This window comes from Aquimarina ulvae (genome assembly GCF_053613295.3).
Genome location: NZ_JBSIBP030000006.1, coordinates 142,942 through 167,629, shown reverse-complemented (window position 1 = coordinate 167,629; position 24,688 = coordinate 142,942). Strand labels below are relative to the sequence as shown.

The following is a 24,688-nucleotide window of genomic DNA, read 5'->3' as shown; positions in this document are numbered from 1 at the left end:
CTATGAAAAACTTTGAATCATTTACAAACTATATAGTTTACCTAAATGGCGATTTGCCAAAAGGAATGAATGCAGGATTATCTGGTCCTCTGCCTAACAGAGTTGCAGGAGATAAAGCTGAACAATACATAGTAAGAAAACTTAATGGGTTAAACTACGAGGCCTACATAACACCAGGAAGCAAATCGCCAGCAGATATCTTTGCAGTAAAACGGCGACAAAGCTATTGGCATATTATGCTCATTCAAGTAAAATCTTCAGTTAAGGTTTCTACAATTATAAAGCTGAATAAAACTAAGGTTGAAGAACTCAATAATCTTGGAAAGCTTGTTAAAGAACAGCTTAAGAAAGTCGAAATGATGAATGACTATGCCAATAAGCCAATATTAGTGAGTACAGGTTACGCTGCGGTTCATAGTTTAGAGTCAAAAAGTGGCTTTAGAAATCTACTTAAGAATACTGAATTTTATTCCGCATTCAGATCAAATTTTACTAAAGTAGATTTCGCGAAAGCGAAAGTAAAAGCAGAAATCGCTCACAGCTTGAAAAAGTGACCCTATCGTCCAAAGTTTACAATCCACATAAAACAATCCCTATATATTTGAACCATTATAATATTTAAACCCAAAATTATGGCAAAGTCAAGCGGATTAAAAAATGCACCAAGTACAACAGGAAACCCTTCTGGAAAAGGTAGAAGTAACGCAACACCTAAATCGAGTCCTTCAAGAACTGGAAACTCTGGTTCAAAAGGGAAAAAGTAAAACTTTATGGGTCGCAGTTCCTTCAGGACTGCGACCATTTTTGTAAGAATGACAGAAGAAGATTTTAAATTAGATAGATTTCACGAAAGATTTAATGGCAGCGTTCCTTGGTGGTTTATTGCAGCTTGTTTAATTAGCTACAATTTTAAATCGTTTAGGCGATTTATGATATATCTATCACATTTCAGTTCGATTATTGATTTGTGGGAGACACCTTCCACAGAAGTAAAAAACGAGCAGATTATAGCTGGTTTTCAACCTTTATTTCCTGAGCGCATTCCGAAAAAGTTGCTCTATCAAATTACAGGACTTCACTCGCGCACTACCTTCAATGATCGTTTCTCTGAATACTTCATTGAAAATAATTTGGAAGGACGCAGAAGCTTTACACTATTAGAAACTTATATGATTCTAGAATACTGGCAAGGCGAAGGCAAATGGGGCCGAATGCAAGCGGCAAAGAAAGAAATGCTTGCCGAAGTGCTTCATAATAAAAATTATGAAAGAACTGCCGAAGAATTCAAAATGGCTATTGGAAAAGAAGGATATCAGCCTAATTTGATTAGTCCAAAGAAAATTAAAAAACTCATAGAGCATATAGATCTAACAGAAGAAAGCCAGATTGAAGACCTTATAGGTTATGAAGAGCTTCAAACTGGTCTTATATGGATGTTTGGAATATTAATGATTCATCAGTTTTTAAAACAAACCAAGCAGTCCATCTCGATACCTGAAGATCCGCGCAAGCCTATATCCTTTCTATCTCATACCGATACCTGAACACACTCGTCCTGGTCACGCGATACTTGCCAATGATGGTTTCCCAACCTAAGGCGACCTTAACGCCCAGATCTTTAAACGTAGATCTGCCTATGTTTTCAGTACGACCCATTTTTACAAGTTCGTTGATGATGTCTTCATCTGTGGGCTTCATTTTTTTGGTTGGAGCTGGTGTATCATCCATTACTTTCTCAAACGCAACTTGTTTTTCTTTTAGCTCTTCAGTAATCTCGTTGTGCTCTAGTTGATCTGCATACTCTTCATCGATGTCTTCTAAAATTTCCAGATCGAGTGCTTCCAACTCATCCAAAAGTGCATCTTTCTCACAAACCGAAACACTATCCAGTAGCTTGTGCATACGGTCAAAGATTTCCATCTTCTCTTGAATGGGCTGTAGCAAGAGCTTTTTGGCAAGTTGATTACGTTGTAGGAATAATTGGTGTTCTATCTTTTTCATAATTATGCAGGTATTGGGATGAGTTTTGGTTTTTCGGTAAGTGAACTTTCTATTATGTTTGAAAGTGCTGCTGTCGCAAGCGACGTGGCGATAATGATACCAGTGGTTTTTAGTAATTCAGCGCCTTTAGGGATTTGCAGTTTGAATTTATCGCTTTCGGCGTTCTTACCTAAATTATAGTAAATGATCGCCTCGGCAATACCTATGGCGAGGCCTGCGCCTGTAATGATCAATACTTTTTTATTCATAATTACTTTTTAGTTTTTTCCTCCATTTTGTCAAACTTTTCTTTAATGGCATCTACGCCCTTTTCGGTCGTCACAAAGTTCATTTTATAGGCGTTCATAATACCACGATGGGCACGTAATAAGACTTTTTCGGCTTCTTTTTGTACACCTACATCATCTTTTAATTTAGCTGGAATTAGATTGGCTATGGAGATAAAGTGCCCTTTAATTTTGCTGTGGCGCATCGGTTTGGGCTTCTTAGGCTCGTTTTTGCGCTTCTCTTCATTAAACTTGCGGATTTTCGCTCGACACAGCTTAATATCAGTAGTCATTTTATCCAGTTCCTTTTTGACTGTTTTAGACGGCGCTTTCTTTTCGGCTGGCTTTGTTTCTTTTACGATGGCGTCTGGCGAAAGTCGCTCCACCATAGAGAATACTTTTTCAATATTCTCTATGGCAATTTCTTCAAAGGCTTCTTTATCTGATGTTTCCTTATAATCGGCCAGCAATTCTTTTACTGCGGTTTGCAAGGCATCTGGTTGTACGGCGCTCAATTTGAGCTTTTGTAATTTCTCTATGGTCATAATTGTTCTTTAGGCGGCGATTAATAATTCAAGTTCCAGCAGCGACAAGGCTCTGGCTCGTTCTTTTTCCTGTATGCGTATGGTTTCTTTAGACGATGCCGGTTTTTTCTCGGCTTTAGCTTTTGGCTTTCGTTTTACATCATTATTTGTATGCTCCACGCCAAATTCTTTAAATCGCTCTAAATCTTTCTTACTCTCAATAAGTGCTTCGGTTTCAGAAGAACGATCTATGCCGTACACTTCTTTATCGGCTTTAAATCTTTTTTTGGCTTCAGTTTTTGAAAGTAGCTTCCATTGAAAACCATCACTCATTGTATAGATTTCCCTATTTGAAGATTTCTCGTCTGGATGAAGCATTTCAAATAAAAGCGCGTCTGCTTCCTGCGCTTTTAGGTCGCTATTTGTAAAATTATCCGACGCTTGTTTGATAACTTCCCAGGCTTTTACAGGATCAAGCTCGCTGCCCGTAAGCGCAACGATTTCATCTTGATTTTTTATAGCGAGCGCCTTTAATTCGGCTTTTGAAATATCTTTGGTTCTATACATTTTCTATAATTTATGATCTATGGCAAATTGTTGATGGTACAGCGGTTCCAGCGACCAGATAAACTCGTTTGCTTCGTCCTGATCGGCATAATGAACAGAGCACATTTGCGATGTACCATCCGTCTGGAAACATTCATAGCGATACTGCTGCACCGGATTATCTTCGTTAGATATATCTATGCACGTCCAGCGCAGGATGAGTGAGTTTTCTCGCTTTCGCGAAAGCATAATCTCAAAATCCCTGCATTGTTCTTTACACGCTTTATTGATTTCAACAGCTCTGTCCATAATAGCGTCGATTACGCTTTGTTTGAGTTTCTTTTTCATCAGGCAGTGAGTTGGTTTTTATAATTTTCTATGATTTGGGTCACTTCCCTGACTGCCGTTTCCATCGCGTAACTTTGTTCAAACACAAAGCCTTTTGGATTGATCGCTTTCGCGAAAGCGGTACCCATTTGAGCCGTAATCGATCCCAGACCAGACGGAATCGTCAAGCCAAAATAGTTGCTCAACGCCACCAAACTTTTAAAACCACGATATCTAAAATAGCGCGGATCACTACTGACAAGTAACAGTTGATTCTTGTCCAGTCTGTCCTGAAAACGCTTGACACGCACACAAGCCATTGCCACTTGATTGCTGAAAGACGTGCCCAAAAGCACATTAACTTCTACCGAAATACCACGCAGTTCCAGAAAGTCAACCAACTCTGCACAGGCAAGCCCGACATAAAGCAGTTGATCGCCCTTTACGTTAGCATTTGCGCCAGCCATTATATACAGTTGCATCGATGGATAGCTCATCTGCTTATCTTGAAAATAGGCGTACACACTTTTTACCGAAGTAGAAATCTGATGATTGCGCAGTTCAATATTCATCTGGCTCACGGCAGTACTAACTGGCGTTTGCGTATTTACAGGAAAGTCCTTATACATCGCCATCGCAGCACGCTCAAAAGAGAACACGCCAAGACCACGATCATTGTAAGCCATCTTAGGTTTAGGCAACACAGAATCTTGTAAATAGTCTAAATAGGTTGCCAGTTTGTCTTTAACCTGCGGTTGAATTTTCTGCGCCAGTTTCATTCCTAAAAAGGTGCGATGTTCTTCGAGCTCTTTCACATCTTTTGGCGTAGGTGTACCGTACCAATCGGTACCAGAATTTAAGTTTTGGGATGTGCTTTGTACCACATTATTCCATCGTGAAGCATTGCTACTGGACAGTTGCTGTATCTCGTGATCTACAAACGCATTAAAGGCAAACACACTATCAAACAGGAGATAGTTGTATTTGCCATTGTCACTCTGGGCGATATGTTTTTGTGGTCGACTCACGTAATTCTTTTAAAAATAGAATTAGTGGTGTGAGTTGTTTGGGGATGGGATTGTAGTTTGGGACAATTTCGGATATATTTAAGCATTTGCTTAAATACGTAATTAATTATATATTTGCACCTCTAAAGCAAATAATATGAAACTTGAAATAACCTGTACAAGAGCAGAAGCAAATCAAAAACAGTTACAAAACTGTATGGATACATTAGATAAAATGGAAGAGAGTTTTCAAAAAATATCAAAGCTGTTATCCATTTCAAGTAATGAAGTTCGATTAAAAATTCTATATCTCTTAAATATGGAGAAAGAACTATGTCCCTGTGACTTAGCTGATATTTTAAAAATGAGTGTTCCAGCGGTTTCACAACATATTAGAAAGATTAAAGATGCTGGTATTATAACAGCAAGGCGCGAAGGACAAACTTTGTATTATTCATTAAATGAAGATGAAACGGATATTTTGGAGAATATCTTCAAGTCAATAAAATTAAAAAGAAAAATAGCATAATTATATAGTTATGAGTTCAACAAAAAAATCAAAAAGCGCGGCGTACACAGGAATGTTTGCAGCTATTGCAGCATCGTCGTGTTGCATACCACCTGTTATTGCGCTTATAGCTGGAGTTGGTGGAAGTGCATCTGCATTATCTTGGATGGAACCTTTTAGACCCTATTTAATTGGTTTAGCAATTATAGCAATAGGCTATGCTTGGTATAGTTATCTAAAACCAATAAATGAAGATGATTGTGGTTGTGAGATAGATGAAAAACCTAAATGGTTTCAAACTAAAGGATTTCTTATTGGCATCACCATATTTGCAGGATTATCAATTGCTTTTCCTTATTACTCAAATATGTTTTATCCAAACACTGAGAAACAAATCATAGTAGTTGACAAATCAAACATAAAAACTACAGAGTATAAAATAAGTGGGATGACCTGTGCCAGTTGTGAAGCACACGTCAACCACGAAGTAAATAAACTTGACGGCATAGTAAACTCAAAAACATCATATGAAAATGGTAATGCAATCATTGAGTTTGACGAAACCAAGACTAATGTGTTGGAAATTGAGAAAGCAATTAACGCAACAGGTTATAAAGTAACTAACAAAAATGAAATCAATTAGTATGAAAGAATATGATGTATTCATAATTGGTTCAGGAATGTCAGGAATGACTATCGCAAATAAATGTGCCTCAAAAGGTCTTTCGGTCGGCATAACCGATGAATTACCATACGGTGGTACTTGTGCATTAAGAGGTTGTGACCCAAAAAAAGTGATTATAGGGGCTACGGAAGTACGAGACTTTGCTAAAAGGCTCAAAGGTAATGGCATTGACACCGTACCTAAAGTCAATTGGAAGGACATTATGGATTTTAAACAAACTTTTGTAGATGAGATGCCGCCTAAAATAGAAAAGGGATATGAAAAGAGCGGTATAGATACATTCCATAGTTCAGCAAAATTTTTGTCAGAAAACACATTAGAACTTGGAAACGACAAAGTAAGGGCTAACAAAATTGTAATCGCATCAGGTTCAAAACCAAGAGTTTTAGAGTTTGAAGGTGGTCATTATGCCAAATCCAGTACCGATTTCTTGAATTTAGAAAAATTGCCAAAATCATTATTGTTTATCGGTGGTGGCTATATCGCTTTTGAGTTCGCCCATATCGCAGCTCGATGTGGAGCAGAAGTTACTATTGTTCATCGTGGACAAAATCCCTTGGAAAATTTTGAACAAGATATTGTAAAACATCTTGTTTCTGCCACAAAAGAATTAGGGATAAAACTCATTCTTAATACAGATGTTACTGTTATTGAGAAAGTAGATAATCAGTATAGGATAAAAGGTAAATCTCAAGAGAAAACAGAGTATTTTGAAGCGGAAGCAGTATTTAATTCTGCTGGTCGTCCACCTTCAATATTCGATTTAAATTTAGACGAAGCCAACATTGTATTTACTAACAAAGGTATTACGGTAGACAAATACCTTCAAAGTACTTCAAACCCTCATACTTATGCAGCCGGCGATGCGGCAGATTCAGAAGGTTTGCCTTTAACCCCAGTTGCGGTTTTGGAGGGTCATACGGTTGCTTCAAATATAATCAAGGGCAATTCTAAAGAAATAAGTTACCCACCAATGCCAACGGTAGTTTTTACATTGCCTACAATTGCGTCTGTTGGCTATTCTGAATCGAAAGCGAAAGCGCTGAACTACAATATTCAGGTAAATTATAAAGAGGTTGGCAATTGGTTCAATGCCAAACGTTTGAATGTAGAAGAATATGCGTTCAAAACTATAATTGACGTAGAAACCCAAACAATTTTGGGAGCGCATTTAATCGGACCACATACAGAAGAAACCATAAATCTCTTCGCAATGGCCATAAAAACAAAGTTGAAAATTAATGATATTAGAAAAATGATTTTCGCATATCCTACATTGGCTTCAGATATAACATATATGCTTTAAAAAAAAATTGAATGGAAACTATATTAAAATCAGAAATTACCTGTCCTAACTGCGGACATAAAAAAGAAGAAGATATGCCAACAAATGCTTGTCAATTTTTCTATGAATGTGAGAATTGTAAAACAGTTTTGAAACCAAATGAAGGAGATTGTCGCGTGTTTTGTTCTTATGGAACAGTTGCTTGCCCACCAATTCAAGGGAGAACTAGTTGCTGCTAGATCTACCCAATCCGCCTCTTGAACTCCTTAATAAATTCAGCCTTCATCACACTACCTTTATAAGAATTAAGGAACCCTTCGAGATTTACTTCAGTCTTGATATGTTCCGCTTTTTCTTTATTCATTGCTAGAAAGTAGCTGTGAAGTGCATCTTTTAGGGTTTTGCCATTTGGCATTTTACGGTAGGTTTTACCGAACTCATCTTTCATTCCTGTTTCACGCTTCATTTCGAGTTCGTAAGCGCGTTCTAGGTTGAGCATCGTACGCAAGGTCATTATATCTTCAGTATCGTCATCGCCACCTTCTTTTCCTTCGTAACGTAGGATGGATTTACGTATCTCCAGACAAATATTCACAACTGGTGGATAAACTAGCTGGCGCTCTAAAGTTTCATTAAATCCTATGCGGTAAATACAACCACTAAATCGGTCGAGCAAAGAGGCATCCTGTTTGTTGTTTCCTACATAATTACCACTTGCTCCTTTACCAATCACATTACCAGTAGCAATGCAACCAAAGTTGCGGTGCTTTACGACTGGCTCATTTTTACCGTTAAAGATAATGGCATCTTCTTTGGCGCTTTTAGCCAAAGCATCATTGAGTAATCCTGCGGTATTGGCATCCAACTTTGGCATTTCGTCCAAAATCAGGATTTTGCCATCACGCCAGGCTTCAATCAATGCACCTTCTTTGTAGCCAGTAATAGTCTGACCGCCTTTAATATCAATTGGCGATGTCCATTGATTACAATTCACAATAGTAAAAGGCAATTCCTGTCCATCATTTTCAGATCTTCCGTTGATGGCATAGGCAATCTTTTCGCCTAAGGTTGTTTTTCCAGTTCCAGCACTTCCAACCAAATAAGGGTTGTTCCCAACGCTCAGATCATCCATCACTTTCATAAATTGTGGAATCTGTTGTACTTCTGGAATATCGAGTTTTCTATTTGTCATACTTACGTGATTTTTTAAAAAGTGTATCTGCGGCAGCGTTTGCTTCTTTCTTTGTAGAATAAATGGCCACGATCATTTGAGCATCCATACCACCTCTAAATTTATTTTTCAGCTCTTGCATCGTTGTTGGTTTTCCACTAAAAATACCTTTACGAGTATTGTAGAATGGACTGTACAAGACGTACATTTTGTTGGGATTCACTTTCATTAGATTTTTACGATTTGCAGTTGATTTAAAATTTCATCAATGGCGGAAATTTGTGCGATCGTATCTTCATAAAAAATGCGACCGAGATCCTGTGCCGTGTAGTCGCCAAAAACAAATTCGGCATTACCATCTTCGTGCGGATGGTTCAAAATGAAATATCCCAAACTCTCAATAGCATCGTGTAGCGTTAGCCTTTTTACATCACTAATGATGTTATTAAAATCATCTTTCAAGCCTGATGCGAGCGTTTCAGTTTTCCAAAGTTGATACGGTTCTTCGACATTTTTAAAGACAGGAATTAATGAGTAATTGAACTTTTCCTTATCTGAAAGTGTTCTATTGTAAATAACCAAACCATACTCATATTGCGAGTTCGGCTCCTCATAACTTACAAAGCCGGTTGTAGGATTACTTCCTTGACCATACGTACGTCCCAATCGAAATTTATAGCTGCCAGAAGTGGATTTTGTCTTCGATTTCCAGTCGGCTTCATTTTCAATTTCCCAATCTTCAAGTTCGCGAGCGTGTCCCAAAAACTGAACACCAAACGCATCCAAACGGTTCAGAAACATCTGCAACTTTTCTATATGTAGCGCAGCCGTCATATCGCCAGCATTCTGAACAAAATCGGGTAGCTCATCATTTGATTGTCCTTCAGCACGTTTTAAAAACGAACGTAACTTTTCATCAATAATAGCTGAGTACAAATCCTTTTTATCCAAGTACAACTGAAAATAATTTTCACTAATTCGCTTTACGCGAAAGTTGAGCTTGTGGTCTGCAAAGAAGTCATCTATTTCAAGTTTCCGAATGATATTGAATGCTTCCGAAACAGGCAGTACTGCTGAATTTGCTTCACCATCCTTACCAAAATCACGATGCAGTAATATGCCATTTTTGATCGTTCCTTCTTTAGTGTTGTACTTAATGAGCTTGTTCTGAGTTCCAATCTGGTTGGATGCCCCTACAATGTTTTCGGTAAGGATGTGACGTCGTTCCCTTTTGGAAGATGCTTTTTTAATCAACTCATTCCATTCCAGATTGACCATTTGTACATCTGCTTCGGAAATGTCACGACTTTCCGTGAAGATCTGTGAGATAAAGCTTTGTTCTGCTGGTTGCAGACTGTAGGTCAAAATCTTTCGTGAATCTGTGACTCCAAATTTCAAACTGATGTTACTCAGCGTATATGGGTTCTTTCCAGACTTACCAATACTCACTCCCAAGAAGATTCCCCAAGACGGATTGATGGTTGTCCCAATAAACGGAACGCGCACCACATCGCCGATGTTCCACATTGTGATATACCTTACGATAGAACGCTTCGTATTCTCCAAGCCTGCCACATAAGTGGCAAGCTGAGATGTTTTTGCGTGAATAATTTCTTCCAACTTTGTCCAGTCAGACTGAATACGCTCATTTTCCTTTTCAGAATCGCCACTACCACGCTGCGGTAAATCGTCGCGATCTTCTTTCAGTCTATTTATGACATCAAGCCTTTTCGCTTTTCGCTCTTCAATAAGCAATGGATATCTCTCATTGATGGCATCTACCATTTTCATTTGCACTTGAACTGGTTTCTGTCCTTCAAGTGCGTCAGTAATTCGCTTATCGATGTCCTGTTTGGTAAACGGTCGCTTTAGATTATTGACGATAGTAATATCGCGTACCGTGTCTTTTCCAAATGGCGTAGCGCCACCTTGACCTTTCTGAAACAAAAAGCGCTTTTTAGTTTCGGCATCGAGCGGCAGGAACTCCGTTTCCAAATCATAAGTTCCTTGCTGTTTTTCAAGTTTGATCTGATGGTCGTAGCGTTCCAGAAGATCATCATAAAGAGCATCTTGTTCTTCAACTTTTAGCAATCCAGCTCTACCTGTCAGCTGGCGTACGGCTCCATCCTTAAAACCATTGCGCTCGTAGCGTATGTAGCCGTTTTTATCAGTTTTCTTTTGGTAGGTAGGATATCCCAATTGCTCCATCATTTCCTGATTCTCATCTACCCAATTCCACGCAGCGATGTCTCCATACTTATTCAAGAAATCGGCACTCTTTAAAGTCTCATCATTGGTTTTCTGTGAGCCTGTGGTATTGGCATCCAGCGATTTTAATTTCGCCTTGAGCATAGTCATCAATCTTTTTTCCGTAGGAATATCACTCGTAATGTAATAGTATTCTGGTAAAACTACTTGACCAGTACGATTGATACGACCACGCTTTTGAACTTCAGTATTAATATCCAACTCAAATTGATGCACAATCATCGCACGTTGACGTTGATCCTTAAAATCTTTACTCGCGTGAGCTGATGATCCTGTGGAACCGCTCTGGTTAATCAACAGCACATCATAATCGCCACCATTGAACATTCTAAAAGAACGCTCCGTATTACTGCGGAAGGATTGTACCACTGCTTCGTCGCCTTCCATCGCAATGCGCTGATTACGACCTGTGACTTCGGCAACCTTAAAATACAAATCGGTATGGCCACCAAGATGTTTTGGTTTTTTCTTTTTCTCAATAAAGTGAATCAACTCATCAATAGGCGAAATAGAAAGTCCAGAACTCTCCAGAACCATTCGGCTTTTGATGTCTTTGTATTTCTCAATACCTTTTTGTGACAGCTCTTCCAGTTCTATACGTTCACGTGTTTTTGAACCATCAATCGCGGTATAACTGTAATTGAAAATTCCATCTAAACCGCGAATTAACGTTCTCACAAAATCCATCTGCTCTTTGGGAATCACATCGCCACTTACCAAGTTCATTTCCTTTAAAAATGCACCCATTGTGGATTTAAAAGCGATCACTACTTTCTTATCTTCCTTCAGTAATTTAATGGTGTGATCTACTACGTTTTTAACCTTAAGCGCAAATAGCATTTGATCTACGATATTGAAAACCCTTGAAAAGTATGGCGATTGTTTTACACCCAGACTTCTAGGTTTGGAAGACATATGCTCGCCTTGCGCTTTCGCGGAAGCGTGAATATCTGCCAAAATAGGCGCGACAAATTCCTGTTCAAACTGAACGACTTCATTCATCAAAGAGATGATACTATTTACACTCGCACGGCTTTTACTGCGCTGTGGTTCTGCATCGAGCGTGATATAATCTACGTTGATACCTTCATTAGAACGCTGACGTCTGATGAGCTGTCCACTTTCGGAAAGGTTGGATGCCACAATTTCCTGAAGCGCCAATCCGCCACTGGTCATTGATCGTACAAAGCTCGCATCAGTTAATCCAGTTTCTGCAATAGCGGTTTTCTTTGCATAAAACGGCATCACTTCAGGATATTTAGCAAATGTGGCACTCAAAAAACAACAGGCTTTCGTTTGTGGTAATACGTTGCGCATCCACGTCCCAATGATGGAATCAAAACCACCTGCCATATGCGATTCATCGAGTATGAAGATGACCTTCTTGTATTTTTTGCTGCCTTCCAGACCATTGTTGACCATACTTTCTAGCCACAATCGTTTATAAGGATGTGCAGACTGAACCTGGGAATAGGTGCAAAAAATCATATCGTAGCCTACAGGCAGATGGTCTAAGGTTTCGGTAATAGTGATGAAAGGCACCTTGTCTGGATCTGGTAAATTCTTACCGATTTTCTTGTGCCACTCAATTGACTCGATGCTTTCTGTGGGAAATTCTTTTTCGGTGGTAATTAATTCATATTGCGCTTTGCTGCTCATCGGTGTAAAGACGACATTTCCTTGGGCATCTTTTACCTTGGAATCTGTGTCTGTGTTGACAATGAATGGTCTGATATTGTCAAAACCAATCGCCTTGAGATCGCGGTACATATCTGTAAACAGATCTGGCTTTTTTGTAAAGAAAACGGGAAGAAAGCCCTGCATAACTGCGTGTCGTATCACCGCCGCTGCTTGCCTGCCTTTCCCAATTCCCGTTTGATCTGCTATAATAATGCCTTGCTCGTTCTCAAATTGCTTGAGATATAAGCCTACGGCATCCACCTGTTCTGCGCCGAGACCTTTCCACATCTCTTTAGTAGATTCATACTTGAGCTGATTGCGCACATAGTTATCAATATTGCCTTTGTCCTTTACAATTCTGTTCAATGACTTTTGTACTTCAAAAGCCATATTACGCGGGATAAGCGTATTCATTTTATAAGGCGCTTGCGATTTGGACGCATAAGGCACTAATGCCGCTTCTTGATTTGCAAGTTTTGCTACTTCATCAGCGTTTTGGCTGTATTCAGCTTCCTTGATATCGAGTTCTTCGTTATTCATTCTTGAAAAGTGCTAAAGCTTCCAAGTAGCTGCGAAGCGTGGTTTCTGAATACAGTTGCACGGCTTCTTCCTTGTCCATTCCGCCATACATCAATGAGTCTGTTGGAAGGCTATCGTCCATTTTATCCCAGTTTTCTTTGAGCGTCCACAGCGCGGTCTGCATCTTATCGGTTTCCAATAAAAAGCTTGCGATTTCTTCTGTAGAAGTCCCATCATTATAGATGACTTCCAAGTACTCTTCAATAAGCGCAATAGGATCTTCTCCCATTGCTCTAGCTTGCTCAATGAGTTCGTGTAGCTGGATGAATATGCCTGCTTCGTGATCTTCAAAACGTTCAAATTTTGAAGGATTTGAAACCATAAACAGTCGTGCCTTTACATCGCCAGACATTAATTGATTGTTGTAAAATATCATTGTATTCGTGCTTTTTTAAGTTGCGAGATGAGTGTGTTTAAGTTGGGTTTAATGTGTGACTTGACACGTTTCCAGAGATCATAAAAGGTCTCAACCATTGTATCCAGTTCTGGCGCTTTGGTCTGATCTGGCGCAACACCAGATGGTTTTGATTTACGACCACCTACCAGAATGAGCATCGTCTTAGTCACAGCACCTTGCTTATTGTAGAGCTTGTAGCTGTTCATATTGATAATATCGTCCACGTGATAATGACGGTACAACCAGTTAAAAAATGGACGATATTTTGCAAACAAACCATCTTCGCCATAATACACGTGACCCATTATAATAATAGCAGCCTTGCCATCATCTTTCATCGTATGCAACGCCAGTCCTGCCATTAAATGTTCTAGACGGATATGATTTGCTATACCACGCTGTTTGTTAAAATATTTGTTGGCAATACGCTGCTTATCAAATTTGGACGCTTCCCATCGTGCAAATGGCGGATTGGTCACAACTACATCGTGCACTTTATTCATCACTTCAGGAAAAGGTTCAGCAGCATTGTTATTTGTGATGCGGCCAAAACCCTGATACTCTAGTGATTTTTTTCGGCTGTTATCAATTTCATTGACGTGCGTGATTCTAGGATTTGCACCTACGAGCAACAAGCCATTGCCAGCACTTGGCTCAAAGATGAATTCTGCATCCTTCATTTGAGTGTATTCTGCCACAATTGCGCCTATGGGACAAGGCGTTGAGTATTGTTTGTACAATTCCTTGCTGCTATCTGAATAAGCGTAAGTCGGCTGCACTTGACTCCAGAAAAAATCCATTTTACGTAAGCGGCTTTCAAATGGAATTGGTTCTTTGTAGAGCATTTTGTACCACAATAACCAACTCAATTCCACCGCTTCCCAGAGCGCACCTAAATTTGGTGCGCCCGTTTCTTCTTTTAGTGCTTCAACTTTCTTTTTTGATAGGCGTTCCGCTTTCGCGAAAGCGGTATGCATCACAGCCACGACACGATCTATATAATCATTTTTATTAGTTGATTTTTGAGTCTTTTGCTTTTTAGGAAGTGCCTTTGGTTTACTTTCTGGTTTTTGCTGTCCATCCAGATACTCCTGAATATTGGACTTAGAACGCTCCAAACGATTCATCTGCCACTGCATCTCGTTGAAAGCTTCTTTGGATTTCTTATCTGTTTTGGGTTTACCAGTTTTAGGGTTTACATAGTCCAGATGATCTTCTACCAATTGCAGTAATATCGCATCGATAATTTCGATTCCTTTCTGGGGATCTGCGATGGGACGCGAATGCTCCACCACAGACCACCACTTATGGCTGTTATTCTCGATGTCGATTTCAGCACCCAAAGGCGAGACACTTTTATAGCCTGCGTGAATGTTCACATAAGGATAATTGAGATCAGTGGGATAACCGATGGTCGCAAATGCTTCTGAACCACGATTTTCCCATTCCTGCAACAGCGTCGAGCGATTTACAGCAATACCATAATCGTTGGGATGTGGCATTTGTGATAACTGAAAAAGCTCCAAACCAGAAACCTGTTTCAAGTTCTCATCATTTAATGTATAAAGTTGGGGGAACTTAAATTTTAAAAAGTTGCCATCGCCTATGGTCAAGCTCCCAGACTGGAAAGGCTCACTAGCGTGAACGGGAACAAGTACATTGGGAACGATATGATCGCGATTAAAAATATCTTTGGCAATTGAACGCGCTTCGGTTTCAACTTCTTTTAGCGGAATAAGCTCCAGACTCAAAGATTGATTCAATCGGTTCACTTGCATCAACGCCATCGCTCGATCTTTAATAGCCAGATCGTAGACCCAATCTTTAAAGTTTTGAAGTGCTTTTAAGAGATGATTCTTAAAATGGATTTCGCTCCATTGATCGGCAGCGTCTTCCAGATCCATTACGGTAGTGGCGATAATGGTTTCAGGTTCGCCATCCAGTTCTTCGGTTTGCTCGTTCAGTTTCTCAATGACTTCCTTTAAAACAGATCTTGTGGAAAGCTTACGTTCTGCATCTGTCTTATAACCAGAATAATCTTCAGGTTCCTTAACGACTACCTTTTGTTCTTCAGCTCCTTCCTTAGCGACTAGCGCATCATTTTCAGCCACTTCCTTAACAACTTCGTTTTGGAAAGGCACACTTTCTAAAGCGACCATACCATCAATCACTTTCCCATCTCTAAACAGGACGCGTGACTTTCTCTTGTAGTTGCGAGGATATACTTCTATATGTTTGAGCGTATCGCCATACTTGCGCATTGCAAAACGACTCGCTATCTCGTGAGCGACTTTCTTGTAAGAATCGAAAACTACATAGTTTTCCTGTTCTGCTTTTTGCTGTCCCTTAAGGAAGATCGTTACATAGGTAAATTGCCCTTTGTCAATGTTTTCTAAGGACGACTCAAAAGATGGATGGATCAATACTTGTTTCCAATCGCCTTCTTTTGCAAATTCCTTTTCCAGCTCTTCGACATAACGACAGTATGCAGGATGGTTGTCAACATACCATTTCATTGGGTCTGACAACGTTTCCTTAAAACCAAGTTCCTTTAAATGAAATGCTAGTTCTTTAGGAAGGACTTCGCTAAAGTGAAGTTCGATGCCTTTTTTCTGTTTGTTGAATGTACTGGTTAATTGCATTTGCGATCCCAAAATTTGCTAGTCGCTTAGGGACTAGTTTGTGGTGTGTATTGGGATAAATATAGATTTCGCTTTCACGAAAGCGGCGTAAGGGAAAGGGATTGTGGTACGTTATAGCATTTAGTTTTTTAGTCTAAAATCAAGAAACCCTAGCGGTGGCTAGGGTTGTGAATTTATGGGTGGAATAAATTGAGGTGGTGAGTTTTGGTACGTGGTTTTGACCGAAGATAAAATGGGGTAAAGTCCAAACTATAACTTATCTACTTTTTTTGACTGCTGTTTCCAGTAACGCTTTTTCAATTCATTTTGTTATATCTTATCTGGAATGCAATATGATGCTATTTTTTCAATCATATTTTGATCGTTAAAGTCATATACATCACAAGCAGAAATAAAATTAAGCCGTTTTCCGTCTCGTTTAAATTCCGCAGTCCCAATAACTACTACCTGATTTTCTAAACTAATAATTCTGTCAGTTGTGAAAATTGTTTGTACAGTTTTAAAGTATTCTGATGTCTGTTTACAATTTTCCGTGACTTCCTTTTTTCCTTTAAATGTGTTTTCGCCAATTATATCCCAAACTACTTCATCACTCAAATACTCTGTTGTCTGTGGAAAATGACCGTTTGAGAAAAATTCTGCTATTTGTTGTTTTGTGTGTTTCATTTTAATGCTACTATTTTGCGGTTACAATCGCAAGATTATTAATAATCTTCCATTGACCATCGATATCTAAAACGAGACCGTTATAGGATATGAAATCATTCTCCGAACTTTCTATACGCAATTTGACCGAAGCAATTTTTTCACTAATGTCAAGTTTCAAAATTTCCATTTGTCTAGGTAGCCCACCAAAAACACCAGTCTTAATTTTATTCAAATACTCATCCTTCTCGATTATGGTTACACCAGCTGTTCCCATAAAGCCATTATTTACAACTCGAAATTCTTTATGAAGAACTTTTTCCAAAAGATCCGCATTGCTATCATCTCCACCTTTTACAAAATCGGTAATTGCTTGCTTAATCTTATCAGTTGTATTCATTTTAATTTTATATGCTAAATTTCTTAAGGACAAGACTTACTTGTAAAATCAACATAAAAGTAACAATATCATTTTGAAGTTCATTAAATCTAATAAATAAAGAATTCACAGCACAATTACGAAATACTCATAAAGTGCTGTCATATGGGCTTTTATGGTCTGATTATTGCTAACATAATACAGATAATAATCTCAAAAATCAAAATATTATGGGAATTAAGCCAGGTCCAAAAAGAACTGCCAAATCAACTGGAAAACCGGACAGACGCCAACGAGATAATAAAAAGACTGGTGGAAATACGCCGTCATTAAAACCGCATAAACACAAGAAAGGGGATTGATTTTTAAATAAACAAATCTTGGAACTTTTGAAGTTGCCTATTCGTAAAATGCTGCTCCATCCAAATAGACTTTAGCGCATTCTTTCCCATCTGATCGCGCAGCTCTTTATCAGCTACTAATCGTTGGATAGCGTTTGCCCAATCTTCAGTGGTTTCAGCAAGCAATCCAGTTTCTCCTTCCTTAAGGACTTGTTTGGCTGGATGGTATTTTGATGCAATTACGGGAATACCAAAAACAGCACTTTCTAATAACTCCGTGTAAGGCTCACATTGAGAAAAGCGGTTCTTTTCAGAAAGTAAAAGAACCATATCTAGTGCCAAATCATTCAGCTTTTTAAAGTTATTTTCAAATGCCACAGGTTTATGATATTCTACTGCTAGTCCTTTAAGAACTAGCTCGTCATTACTATCTTTTCCATCCCAACCATAGCATACAAATTGCACTCCTTCCTTAAGGACTTCTTTAGTTTTTGCAACTAGTTCCTTAAGAACTACCAAATCTTCAAGCTGGCCTTTATTCCCTATAATTCCGATCCTGATTGTTTCAGACGTATTACGTTTTAAAGGTGGTATTTCTTCGTATCCTAGTCGTGATACTAAAGAGGGCAATTGCGCAACGTGCGTACTATGATTAGGAAAATTGTCGAGTAGGATCTTTTTGTAAAAACTAGCCAGTGGTTTTGTCGCAGCTTTAACCACATCCATAGAAATCATATTAGATAGTAATTGCTCTTTGTCACGTGTGCTGACTTTGCGCGATAATGCGTGACTTTGAGGAATAGCTGTGAAGTTTTGATCGATATCCATTACCAATTGAACGTCTGGTCGTAACACACGAATCGCTTTTATAAAGAAATCAATATCTGAAAAGATAACTGGGAAGATTACATAATCTGCCCAGTATAATAGTTTTTCATCGATCAGATTCTCATAATCTTCAAAGCGCTTATTGAAATTAAAGGTTTCAATAACGGTAATAATCGCGCAATGAGATGATGTCTTGTTAAGTTCCAAAGCAGGTGTTATTGCACGATAATACCCTGTGGAATCTAAACAAGGCGATACATACAACAAATGAACTTTATCGTCGTCTTCTTCATAGTCAGGATATTTTCTGCTGAACAAGGTTTCATTCTTAAGTCGTTTTTTCAATTCTAAAATGGTTCTCATATCAATTGGTTTCAGCATTAATATTCATTTCGTTTCCTTCATAAAACTTGGCGATACGTTGACCTGTTGCTTTGTCATAAATCTCAATAGTACCGGCTAATGGACCGTATTCTTTTATCTTTTTGCGAAAGCGCGTAAGACCAGTTTCCCTACTTTTAGTTTTGGATAATTTATGACGCCAGTCTATAGAGTACATCGTGCGCACATTACCATCCTTGAACCAGACAATCATTTTAGTTTCTGAGTCTTGGCCGAGTTTCCAGCCTTTTTTCTTTTGTTGCATTATTTAAAGTATTTGATGAGTGATAAAAGTGAAATTTCTTTGATATAGGCGTCTTTATGAAAAGCTTTGACTGTTACAACATCTTGTTTGACATTGAGCCAGATCTGAACATCTTGCTCACAGATTTGGTTTGCCGTGGCAAATTCCTTAAGATACTTTTTGATACTGAAGGCAATCTTGTTGCGCACATTGGGTAGCGCAGCAATACTATCTTCCAGAAAAAAGTACGCAAGCTCATCGGTTGGAATTGTTTTCAAAGGCACATCCTGATTGTATAGGTAAGAATGAACTTTGTGCTGCTCTTGGTAAATACGCAGATATAATCGCTCCACGGGAAGTTGTTGCAAAGTGGCAATCTGCTGTGTATAATTCTTGATATTATGCGAGATCTTTTTCTCGTAGCCAAAGACATCAATAGATATTTCGGCAATCGCTCCCTTGAGTTTGTTGGTCAGGGCAGCGTTTTTCTTTTTGAAGATGCGTTTCATTCGTTAAGTATTGGTGTATAAAAATCGTTGTGTAGATGGGTTGAGTACACTTGCGTGAAAGTGTTGAAGCAGCTCAGGTTGTCCCAGTTTGCCTATTCTCGTCTCACATTGCCTGAAAAGTTCTAATCTCGGTTTCTGTTTGGCAGTATCTTTCTTCTCGTTGTTTAAAAATCTGCGTATTTGCGCTGCAACGATGAGTTTTAGTTGCACTTTAACTTGGCGTTTTTTGTGGTCTCGCCACCATTTTTTGGTACCGGCAAAACCTGTTTTATTTTTAGGATCAAAATATTGATTTGGCAACTGCACGAAGCGACGTTCTGGATCTTTGGCGAGATATTTCCGTACGAGTTCTATGCGATCTACATAGCATTGATGCACGTTTGCTAGATGTTTATCGGCTACTGGGTCATACCATTGCCAGAGTAACTCTTTACCAATTTTGATTTGTGATTCTGTGAGATAGGTGTCTTGGTAGAGCACATTTCGCGAAAGCGTCCAAAGCGCATTCACATAAACAGAAAGGGAAGCGGAACGAGCCGAATCTCGTGGCAAATTTTCGGCGCCAGTTTGATTTGTGGCTCGATTCCGCGCATTTTCCCCTGCATCTTTGGATTTTTTGGGGCATTTTTTCCCTGTGTATCCTGTAAAAGTGTTGCTAGAAGCGTTGCGTGACGTTGTTTCTTTTGTGAGCGGTAGCGAATTCCTTTTATCTCGGAATAGATTGGCTCGGCTTGAGTTATCAACGCCTATTATTAAATTATTTATGTAACCATTGTTACTAGAGTCTGTATGACGACAAGTTGTCGTAGGTGTTTTTTTAAGATGTTGATTGTGTGTAGGTTGTAAATCTTGTGAGTCTTGCTCATTTTTGGAATTATCAACCTGTTTTAAACCGTTTGCTAACAAGATTTTTGGCTCGACCCAGAGGTCATATCCAGAATTGGTACCGTGCCATATTTTATTGATAATAATCCCTGCATCTATAAGTCTTTTTAAGTGACGCTGGATGGTACGAGGACTGGCGTTGCCCATTTTAGCCAACTGTAGATTGTTGGTCTTTAGAGGCGGTAAATTTTGTGGGTCAAGTTGTTTGATATTACTCGCTTTCAGTAGGGAAAGTCCGTAAATCTTAATAATATCCTTTGCAGTCGAGGCAATGGCCTGTCGTATGCGGTTGGAAAGTTGATTTGTATTCTGATTGTGTTCTTTAATGTGATAATCCAATGCTTTAAAGGCGATGGAATAATTAACTATGCTCATTTTTAGGACTGTTATGAAACAGCAAAGTGTGTGCTTTGTCTATCTCACTAGTCGGATTGTGGTGCTTTTTTAGCATCTCTATTTCTTCCTTGATTTTTTTGATAAGGTCAAGGTAACCTTCATCTGGGCTATGTTCGGCAAATTTCATAAGATGAGATCTGCATTATAACTTCATCGATGTTTGCGCCTTTAAAGGTAGATTCTCTGTGAGTACCTTTCCCTTTTTACTATTGCGCAATGTTTTCTCGTGCTTAGATTCTAAAAGCGTAAGACAGGCTTCATAGATAAGTTCTTCGCTAGATGGCCTAATCTCTTTTCTGTTAAAAAACTTGGATACGGTAGGTCTGGATTTTCCAGATTCTTGAGCTACAAGCGCAATGGGGTTATCAAAGTACTTGTGCATTTTTCTCGTAATGGCTTTAATTTCATCGGGTTGATACATTCTTATAAAGTTTATGTGATTCGATTAACAATTCAGTGTAAAAGTTTTGTAAATTTGGCAACAATTTAACGCCTATATTGTAATTATATCGCCAAATATATGTATAAACGTTGCTTAATAAACTACAAAACTGAATAATAATTTTCAGTTTACTATGGTCAATGAAAGAAGAAAATACACGAAAACAAAGAGAAGTAATTGATAATGAAAGATATAATATGAAGCAGAATCCAGATTATGACACCATCGATTTAAAATTTATCGAGGCTATTGACACAGTTTTAGAAAAAAACGACGAGCTTGGAATAAAACCGAGTAATGATAGTAGTCTTGGCAAACTGATTTATCCTTCTAACAGGAGCATCATTTCCTCAGTAAGAAGTAGGGCGAAGCATATTCCGCATCTTGCGCTAATTAATTTCGCGAAACTGTTTGATGTGGATATGAATTATTTCTATTCAGACCGAACCTTGAACTATATTCCCAGAGTTCGCACCTCAGATAATCGCATAGACAACTCAATTAAGGTGACGGGAGATGGTTCTTTTGCAACGCACGCAGGAAGCGGGACAATAAGGGATGTAAAGAATGTTGCAAAGGAAATTATAAATCATAACACAACACATTCTAATCCATCGGCTGAAACCATCATAAATAATTTCATACAAAAAATAGATGAAAATTGCATCCCAGACTTCTACAGTATACTCAATGCAATAAGAGATGAGACTGGAAGCACAATTGCGGAGTTGAAATATCATTTAAAAAAGAAATCAAAAAAACTGGACAAGCTTAATGAGAGACATCACAAAGAATTAAAGACGGTTAATTTAAAGCTTACTGAAGCTTGTGAACGTATGATCGAAGCGCAAGAAAATGAAAAGCAAACGATGTTAAAATACATCACGTTACTTGAAAATAAATAAACGTCTTTGTTTCGTAACGTTTATAATGTTATGTTTGTATTCTCAAAACAATCAGCTTGAAAAAATCAAATACAGATTACTCTAAATTGTTACGACTTCTCAACGAGAAGGAATATGCAAATAAGTATATTATTAATGCCGAAAGGCGTATGATAACACACTGGCAGGATATAGGTCTCTTTGAAGATCAACGCCACACTGATAGTGGATGGAAGAAATTTAGTCTCATAGATATTCTATGGATGGGTATCATCATCGAATATCGAAATCTGGGATTTGCAAATGAGAGAATAAAACCTGTTAGAAAATTTCTTTTTGAGAACACTACCATAGAAAGTAACAGCATAAGTAAGTTAGAATACTCAGCTGTTCAAGTTCTCGCTTTCGCGAAAGCGTTATACCTAATTGCAGATGTAGCAGGAAATATATATCTCGCAGACGATTATGAATATGTAAAGCTGTTACAGGAAGGTAAAGTGACCAACCACATTGTATTAAGCTTAAATCAAGTGGTTAAAGAAAATATATCTGTACTGTTTTCTGAGCCTAATTTCAACGCTTTTGCAGGATTAAATAAAGACGAGATACAAGTAATGCTCATATTACGAAGTGAGTCTTATCAATCCGTACAAGTAACCAAAAAAAATGGGGAGATTGATATGATAGAAGGGACAGAACGTATAAGTGAGAAAGATAGGATCATTGACATTCTAAAACAGCACGAATATCAAAATATCGAAATTAAACAAGCCAACGGTAAAGTGGTTTTAATAAGCCGTACCGTAAAACAGAAAGCAAAATAGAACAACTATTTGCAGTACACACTAAACTCGTTATCTAAAAAATGGAAGCTAGTTTGAAGAGTTCAATATGAAAACTTAAAAAGCATTGATTGACCTAAAATGAAATGAGCTTATAAAAGCCATCCCACATCCCACCAGCGCTATGACTATAAAATTAGCATACCGTACACGGATTTAATAATGCAATCAATAGATGTAAAAAAAGAGAATAATAAAGAAGTATCAAAAAATAAAATGTCTGTAGAAAGACTCAAATCATTTAAGGGATTTGAGAATGTGAACGAAGATGAGGCAGATGAAATAATTAAAAATCTTGAGCAGTTTGCACTCATATTATGCAAACAAGTTCAGCAAAACGTAGCCTAATGAAAGATTTATCCATCTTTAACCAATTTGCCCGAAAAGACGAAAGCAAGTCACTCAGACAAGCAGGAAATGCTGTTATTTATACAAGAGTATCTACCAAAGAACAAGCGGATAATAATGCTAGTTTAGATACGCAGTTAAAGTACTGTGAGCAACTAGCGCAGAAGAAAGGACTTGATGTGGTAGAGTATTTTGGTGGGACTTACGAATCTGCTAAAAGCGATGAGCGTAAGCACTTTCAAAAGATGCTCAACTTTGTAAAACGCCGAAAGGATATTGGATATATTCTAGTGTATTCTTATGATCGGTTTTCAAGAACTGGAGCAAACGGTGCATACATAAGTGACCAACTCAAGCGACAAGGTATTGTAACCATATCTGCAACTCAGGAGGTTGACACATCTACCAGTGCGGGATCTTTCCAACAGAACTTATATTATATGTTTTCTCAATTTGATAATGAATTGAGAAGAGATAAATCCGTTTCTGGAATGCAGGAAAAGCTACGTAGAGGCGATTGGACTGGAGCTTGGCCATACGGTTATACTAATACGAATCCGGGAAAAGGAAAAAAACCCAATTTTGTAATTAATGAGAAAGGGAAGCTTCTAAAAAAGGCATTTGAATGGAAAGCTATGTCAAACACCTCACACGTCGAGATATCTAAAAAGCTTAAGCGAAAAGGATTAGAGCTGTCAGCAAAAAAGCTAAGTGATTACTTCAGAAATCCGTTTTATTGTGGATTAATGGTAAACAAATTAATACCAGGAGAAGTAATTCAAGGAAACCACGAACCAATGATCACTCGTGAAATGTTCCTTAAGATTCACAATCTTCTTAACTCAAGAGAAGAAGGCAGGAAATACAATCTTGATGATGAAAATCTACCGTTGAAAATGTTCGTTAAATCAACAGAATGCGGCACACCTTACACAGGATATGTAGTTAAAAAGAAAGGTTTGTATTATTATAAGAACAGAAGGTCTGGAAGTAGAGAAAACCGAAGCGCAAAAAAGCTTCACAGTTCATTTATGGCACTTTTAGAAAATTACACATTATCTGATGCAAAGTATATAGAACCTCTTAAAGAGATTATCGAGAAGACTTTCATCGATTTAAACAAAGAGCAAATAGATGAAGCAAAAGTTTTAAACACGAAAGTTGCGGAATTAGATATTAAACTAGATAGGTTAGAAGAACGTTTTGTATTTGAAGAAATATCGAGGGTTCAATACGATAAATTCAAATCAAAACTTGAGTCCGAAAAGAACAAAATAACGGAGCTAGTTTCAAACTCAGGATTTAATAGTTCGAACCTTAAAAAATCTATAGATAAAGCTTTGAATTTTGCCCTGAATCTCCCGTCATTGTGGCAATCAGGGAATATTGAAGTAAAGCGCTCTCTTCAATTTATGCTGTTTCCAGAAGGAATAGGGTATGACTTTAAAAACGACCGACTTCGAACTTTTAGAGTGAACTCAATTTTCAGTGCAATCGCCTCAATTTCAGATAACTTAGGAGCAAATAAAAACGGGACTTTCCAAAATAATTTTGAAAAATCCCGTTTAGTGACCTCGGCAGGATTCAAACCTGCAACCTCTTGAGCCGTAATCAAGTGCACTATTCAGTTATGCTACGAGGCCTTTTTTGCGGGTGCAAATATATGAGTATTTTATAA

The 24,688-nt window shown here is 38.2% G+C and carries 31 protein-coding genes and 1 tRNA gene; 12 read left to right on the top strand and 20 right to left on the bottom strand.

From position 1 onward, the window contains the following. Nucleotides 1-2 precede the first annotated feature (2 nt). The 3 genes from ACWGOQ_RS14625 to ACWGOQ_RS14615 all read left to right on the top strand — a co-directional run bounded on the left by ACWGOQ_RS14625 (nt 3) and on the right by ACWGOQ_RS14615 (nt 1,544). Nucleotides 3-554, top strand: coding sequence for a hypothetical protein (locus tag ACWGOQ_RS14625; protein ID WP_452058888.1), 552 nt, complete (start codon nt 3-5; stop codon nt 552-554). A gap of 78 nt (nt 555-632) precedes the next feature. Next, on the top strand, nt 633-764 hold the full coding sequence (locus ACWGOQ_RS14620; RefSeq protein ID WP_452058889.1) for a hypothetical protein: 132 nt from the start codon (nt 633-635) through the stop codon (nt 762-764). A 6-nt stretch (nt 765-770) separates the two neighbouring features. Further along, nucleotides 771-1,544 (top strand): hypothetical protein, encoded by a 774-nt coding sequence (locus ACWGOQ_RS14615; RefSeq protein ID WP_452058890.1) that lies wholly within the window; start codon nt 771-773, stop codon nt 1,542-1,544. Here the strand turns inward: ACWGOQ_RS14615 and ACWGOQ_RS14610 are convergent. The 6 genes from ACWGOQ_RS14610 to ACWGOQ_RS14585 all read right to left on the bottom strand — a co-directional run bounded on the left by ACWGOQ_RS14610 (nt 1,513) and on the right by ACWGOQ_RS14585 (nt 4,692). Beyond that, nucleotides 1,513-1,902 (bottom strand): hypothetical protein, encoded by a 390-nt coding sequence (locus tag ACWGOQ_RS14610; protein WP_452058891.1) that lies wholly within the window; start codon nt 1,900-1,902, stop codon nt 1,513-1,515. The two genes, ACWGOQ_RS14615 and ACWGOQ_RS14610, sit on opposite strands and share 32 nt — an antisense overlap. Before the next feature lie 101 nt (nt 1,903-2,003). Then, nucleotides 2,004-2,249: a hypothetical protein gene (locus tag ACWGOQ_RS14605; protein WP_452058892.1), complete on the bottom strand. Its 246-nt coding sequence runs from the start codon at nt 2,247-2,249 to the stop codon at nt 2,004-2,006. A 2-nt stretch (nt 2,250-2,251) separates the two neighbouring features. Next, a complete protein-coding gene (locus tag ACWGOQ_RS14600) occupies nt 2,252-2,812 on the bottom strand; it encodes a hypothetical protein (RefSeq protein WP_452058893.1) in 561 nt (186 codons plus the stop codon). Nucleotides 2,813-2,821: 9 nt separating this feature from the next. Beyond that, nucleotides 2,822-3,358: a hypothetical protein gene (locus ACWGOQ_RS14595; protein ID WP_452058894.1), complete on the bottom strand. Its 537-nt coding sequence runs from the start codon at nt 3,356-3,358 to the stop codon at nt 2,822-2,824. Between the two features lie 3 nt (nt 3,359-3,361). Next, a complete protein-coding gene (locus ACWGOQ_RS14590) occupies nt 3,362-3,685 on the bottom strand; it encodes a hypothetical protein (protein WP_452058895.1) in 324 nt (107 codons plus the stop codon). Further along, nucleotides 3,685-4,692, bottom strand: coding sequence for a DUF7192 family protein (locus ACWGOQ_RS14585; RefSeq protein ID WP_452058896.1), 1,008 nt, complete (start codon nt 4,690-4,692; stop codon nt 3,685-3,687). Before ACWGOQ_RS14585 ends, ACWGOQ_RS14590 begins: the two co-directional genes overlap by 1 nt. Nucleotides 4,693-4,828: 136 nt before the next feature. Between ACWGOQ_RS14585 and ACWGOQ_RS14580 the strand changes: the two genes are divergently transcribed. Genes ACWGOQ_RS14580 through ACWGOQ_RS14565 form a run of 4 tightly spaced genes read left to right on the top strand, consistent with a single transcriptional unit; the run spans nt 4,829 to nt 7,388 of the window. After that, nucleotides 4,829-5,200, top strand: coding sequence for an ArsR/SmtB family transcription factor (locus tag ACWGOQ_RS14580; RefSeq protein ID WP_015361304.1), 372 nt, complete (start codon nt 4,829-4,831; stop codon nt 5,198-5,200). 10 nt (nt 5,201-5,210) lie between these two features. Beyond that, nucleotides 5,211-5,822, top strand: coding sequence for a mercuric transport protein MerTP (gene merTP / locus ACWGOQ_RS14575; RefSeq protein ID WP_452058897.1), 612 nt, complete (start codon nt 5,211-5,213; stop codon nt 5,820-5,822). 1 nt (nt 5,823) lies between these two features. Beyond that, nucleotides 5,824-7,170 carry a dihydrolipoyl dehydrogenase family protein gene (locus tag ACWGOQ_RS14570; RefSeq protein WP_452059044.1) on the top strand — a complete coding sequence of 449 codons (1,347 nt, stop codon included), beginning with the start codon at nt 5,824-5,826 and terminating at the stop codon, nt 7,168-7,170. Between the two features lie 11 nt (nt 7,171-7,181). Further along, nucleotides 7,182-7,388, top strand: a complete 207-nt coding sequence (locus ACWGOQ_RS14565) for a GDCCVxC domain-containing (seleno)protein (RefSeq protein ID WP_452058898.1) — start codon at nt 7,182-7,184, stop codon at nt 7,386-7,388. A gap of 2 nt (nt 7,389-7,390) precedes the next feature. On the opposite strand, the gene ACWGOQ_RS14560 is transcribed toward ACWGOQ_RS14565, so the two are convergent. From ACWGOQ_RS14560 to ACWGOQ_RS14530, 7 genes are all read right to left on the bottom strand, one after another. After that, entirely contained in the window at nt 7,391-8,341 is a 951-nt protein-coding gene (locus ACWGOQ_RS14560; RefSeq protein ID WP_015361301.1) for an AAA family ATPase, read from the bottom strand. Further along, the gene (locus tag ACWGOQ_RS14555; RefSeq protein ID WP_146250759.1) at nt 8,331-8,543 is read right to left on the bottom strand and encodes a hypothetical protein; all 213 of its coding nucleotides are present in this window, start codon (nt 8,541-8,543) and stop codon (nt 8,331-8,333) included. Before ACWGOQ_RS14555 ends, ACWGOQ_RS14560 begins: the two co-directional genes overlap by 11 nt. 5 nt (nt 8,544-8,548) lie before the next feature. Beyond that, nucleotides 8,549-12,808 carry a strawberry notch C-terminal domain-containing protein gene (locus ACWGOQ_RS14550; RefSeq protein WP_452058899.1) on the bottom strand — a complete coding sequence of 1,420 codons (4,260 nt, stop codon included), beginning with the start codon at nt 12,806-12,808 and terminating at the stop codon, nt 8,549-8,551. After that, nucleotides 12,801-13,223 (bottom strand): hypothetical protein, encoded by a 423-nt coding sequence (locus tag ACWGOQ_RS14545; protein WP_452058900.1) that lies wholly within the window; start codon nt 13,221-13,223, stop codon nt 12,801-12,803. Before ACWGOQ_RS14545 ends, ACWGOQ_RS14550 begins: the two co-directional genes overlap by 8 nt. Then, nucleotides 13,220-15,886, bottom strand: a complete 2,667-nt coding sequence (locus ACWGOQ_RS14540; RefSeq protein ID WP_452058901.1) for an N-6 DNA methylase — start codon at nt 15,884-15,886, stop codon at nt 13,220-13,222. Before ACWGOQ_RS14540 ends, ACWGOQ_RS14545 begins: the two co-directional genes overlap by 4 nt. Nucleotides 15,887-16,195: 309 nt before the next feature. Next, the gene (locus ACWGOQ_RS14535) at nt 16,196-16,552 is read right to left on the bottom strand and encodes a nuclear transport factor 2 family protein (protein WP_452058902.1); all 357 of its coding nucleotides are present in this window, start codon (nt 16,550-16,552) and stop codon (nt 16,196-16,198) included. A 10-nt stretch (nt 16,553-16,562) separates the two neighbouring features. Continuing rightward, nucleotides 16,563-16,931: a nuclear transport factor 2 family protein gene (locus tag ACWGOQ_RS14530; RefSeq protein ID WP_452058903.1), complete on the bottom strand. Its 369-nt coding sequence runs from the start codon at nt 16,929-16,931 to the stop codon at nt 16,563-16,565. Between the two features lie 209 nt (nt 16,932-17,140). Here ACWGOQ_RS14530 and ACWGOQ_RS14525 point away from each other — a divergent pair, with 209 nt between their 5' ends. After that, on the top strand, nt 17,141-17,272 hold the full coding sequence (locus ACWGOQ_RS14525) for a hypothetical protein (protein ID WP_015361296.1): 132 nt from the start codon (nt 17,141-17,143) through the stop codon (nt 17,270-17,272). A gap of 3 nt (nt 17,273-17,275) precedes the next feature. Here ACWGOQ_RS14525 and ACWGOQ_RS14520 read toward each other — a convergent pair whose 3' ends face one another. The 6 genes from ACWGOQ_RS14520 to ACWGOQ_RS14495 are packed head-to-tail and all read right to left on the bottom strand — an operon-like array spanning nt 17,276 to nt 20,915. Continuing rightward, the gene (locus ACWGOQ_RS14520; protein ID WP_452058904.1) at nt 17,276-18,442 is read right to left on the bottom strand and encodes a glycosyltransferase; all 1,167 of its coding nucleotides are present in this window, start codon (nt 18,440-18,442) and stop codon (nt 17,276-17,278) included. Between the two features lies 1 nt (nt 18,443). Next, nucleotides 18,444-18,725 (bottom strand): hypothetical protein, encoded by a 282-nt coding sequence (locus ACWGOQ_RS14515; protein WP_452058905.1) that lies wholly within the window; start codon nt 18,723-18,725, stop codon nt 18,444-18,446. Then, nucleotides 18,725-19,213, bottom strand: coding sequence for a hypothetical protein (locus tag ACWGOQ_RS14510; RefSeq protein ID WP_452058906.1), 489 nt, complete (start codon nt 19,211-19,213; stop codon nt 18,725-18,727). Before ACWGOQ_RS14510 ends, ACWGOQ_RS14515 begins: the two co-directional genes overlap by 1 nt. Nucleotides 19,214-19,216: 3 nt before the next feature. Further along, complete coding sequence (locus tag ACWGOQ_RS14505) at nt 19,217-20,473, bottom strand: winged helix-turn-helix domain-containing protein (protein ID WP_452058907.1); 1,257 nt, start codon at nt 20,471-20,473, stop codon at nt 19,217-19,219. Next, on the bottom strand, nt 20,460-20,621 hold the full coding sequence (locus ACWGOQ_RS14500; protein WP_452058908.1) for a hypothetical protein: 162 nt from the start codon (nt 20,619-20,621) through the stop codon (nt 20,460-20,462). The genes ACWGOQ_RS14505 and ACWGOQ_RS14500 overlap by 14 nt, the downstream gene beginning before the upstream one ends. A gap of 15 nt (nt 20,622-20,636) precedes the next feature. Then, nucleotides 20,637-20,915: a hypothetical protein gene (locus ACWGOQ_RS14495; RefSeq protein ID WP_452058909.1), complete on the bottom strand. Its 279-nt coding sequence runs from the start codon at nt 20,913-20,915 to the stop codon at nt 20,637-20,639. A gap of 161 nt (nt 20,916-21,076) precedes the next feature. Between ACWGOQ_RS14495 and ACWGOQ_RS14490 the strand changes: the two genes are divergently transcribed. The 4 genes from ACWGOQ_RS14490 (at nt 21,077) to ACWGOQ_RS14475 (ending at nt 24,614) form a co-directional block, all read left to right on the top strand. Continuing rightward, complete coding sequence (locus tag ACWGOQ_RS14490; protein ID WP_452058910.1) at nt 21,077-21,841, top strand: hypothetical protein; 765 nt, start codon at nt 21,077-21,079, stop codon at nt 21,839-21,841. Nucleotides 21,842-21,897: 56 nt separating this feature from the next. Next, complete coding sequence (locus tag ACWGOQ_RS14485; protein ID WP_452058911.1) at nt 21,898-22,644, top strand: MerR family transcriptional regulator; 747 nt, start codon at nt 21,898-21,900, stop codon at nt 22,642-22,644. Nucleotides 22,645-22,824: 180 nt separating this feature from the next. Then, nucleotides 22,825-23,010, top strand: coding sequence for a hypothetical protein (locus tag ACWGOQ_RS14480; RefSeq protein WP_452058912.1), 186 nt, complete (start codon nt 22,825-22,827; stop codon nt 23,008-23,010). Beyond that, nucleotides 23,010-24,614 carry a recombinase family protein gene (locus ACWGOQ_RS14475; protein ID WP_452058913.1) on the top strand — a complete coding sequence of 535 codons (1,605 nt, stop codon included), beginning with the start codon at nt 23,010-23,012 and terminating at the stop codon, nt 24,612-24,614. The genes ACWGOQ_RS14480 and ACWGOQ_RS14475 overlap by 1 nt, the downstream gene beginning before the upstream one ends. Here ACWGOQ_RS14475 and ACWGOQ_RS14470 read toward each other — a convergent pair. After that, a tRNA-Arg gene (locus ACWGOQ_RS14470) sits at nt 24,580-24,653 on the bottom strand. The two genes, ACWGOQ_RS14475 and ACWGOQ_RS14470, sit on opposite strands and share 35 nt — an antisense overlap. Nucleotides 24,654-24,688: the final 35 nt, after the last annotated feature.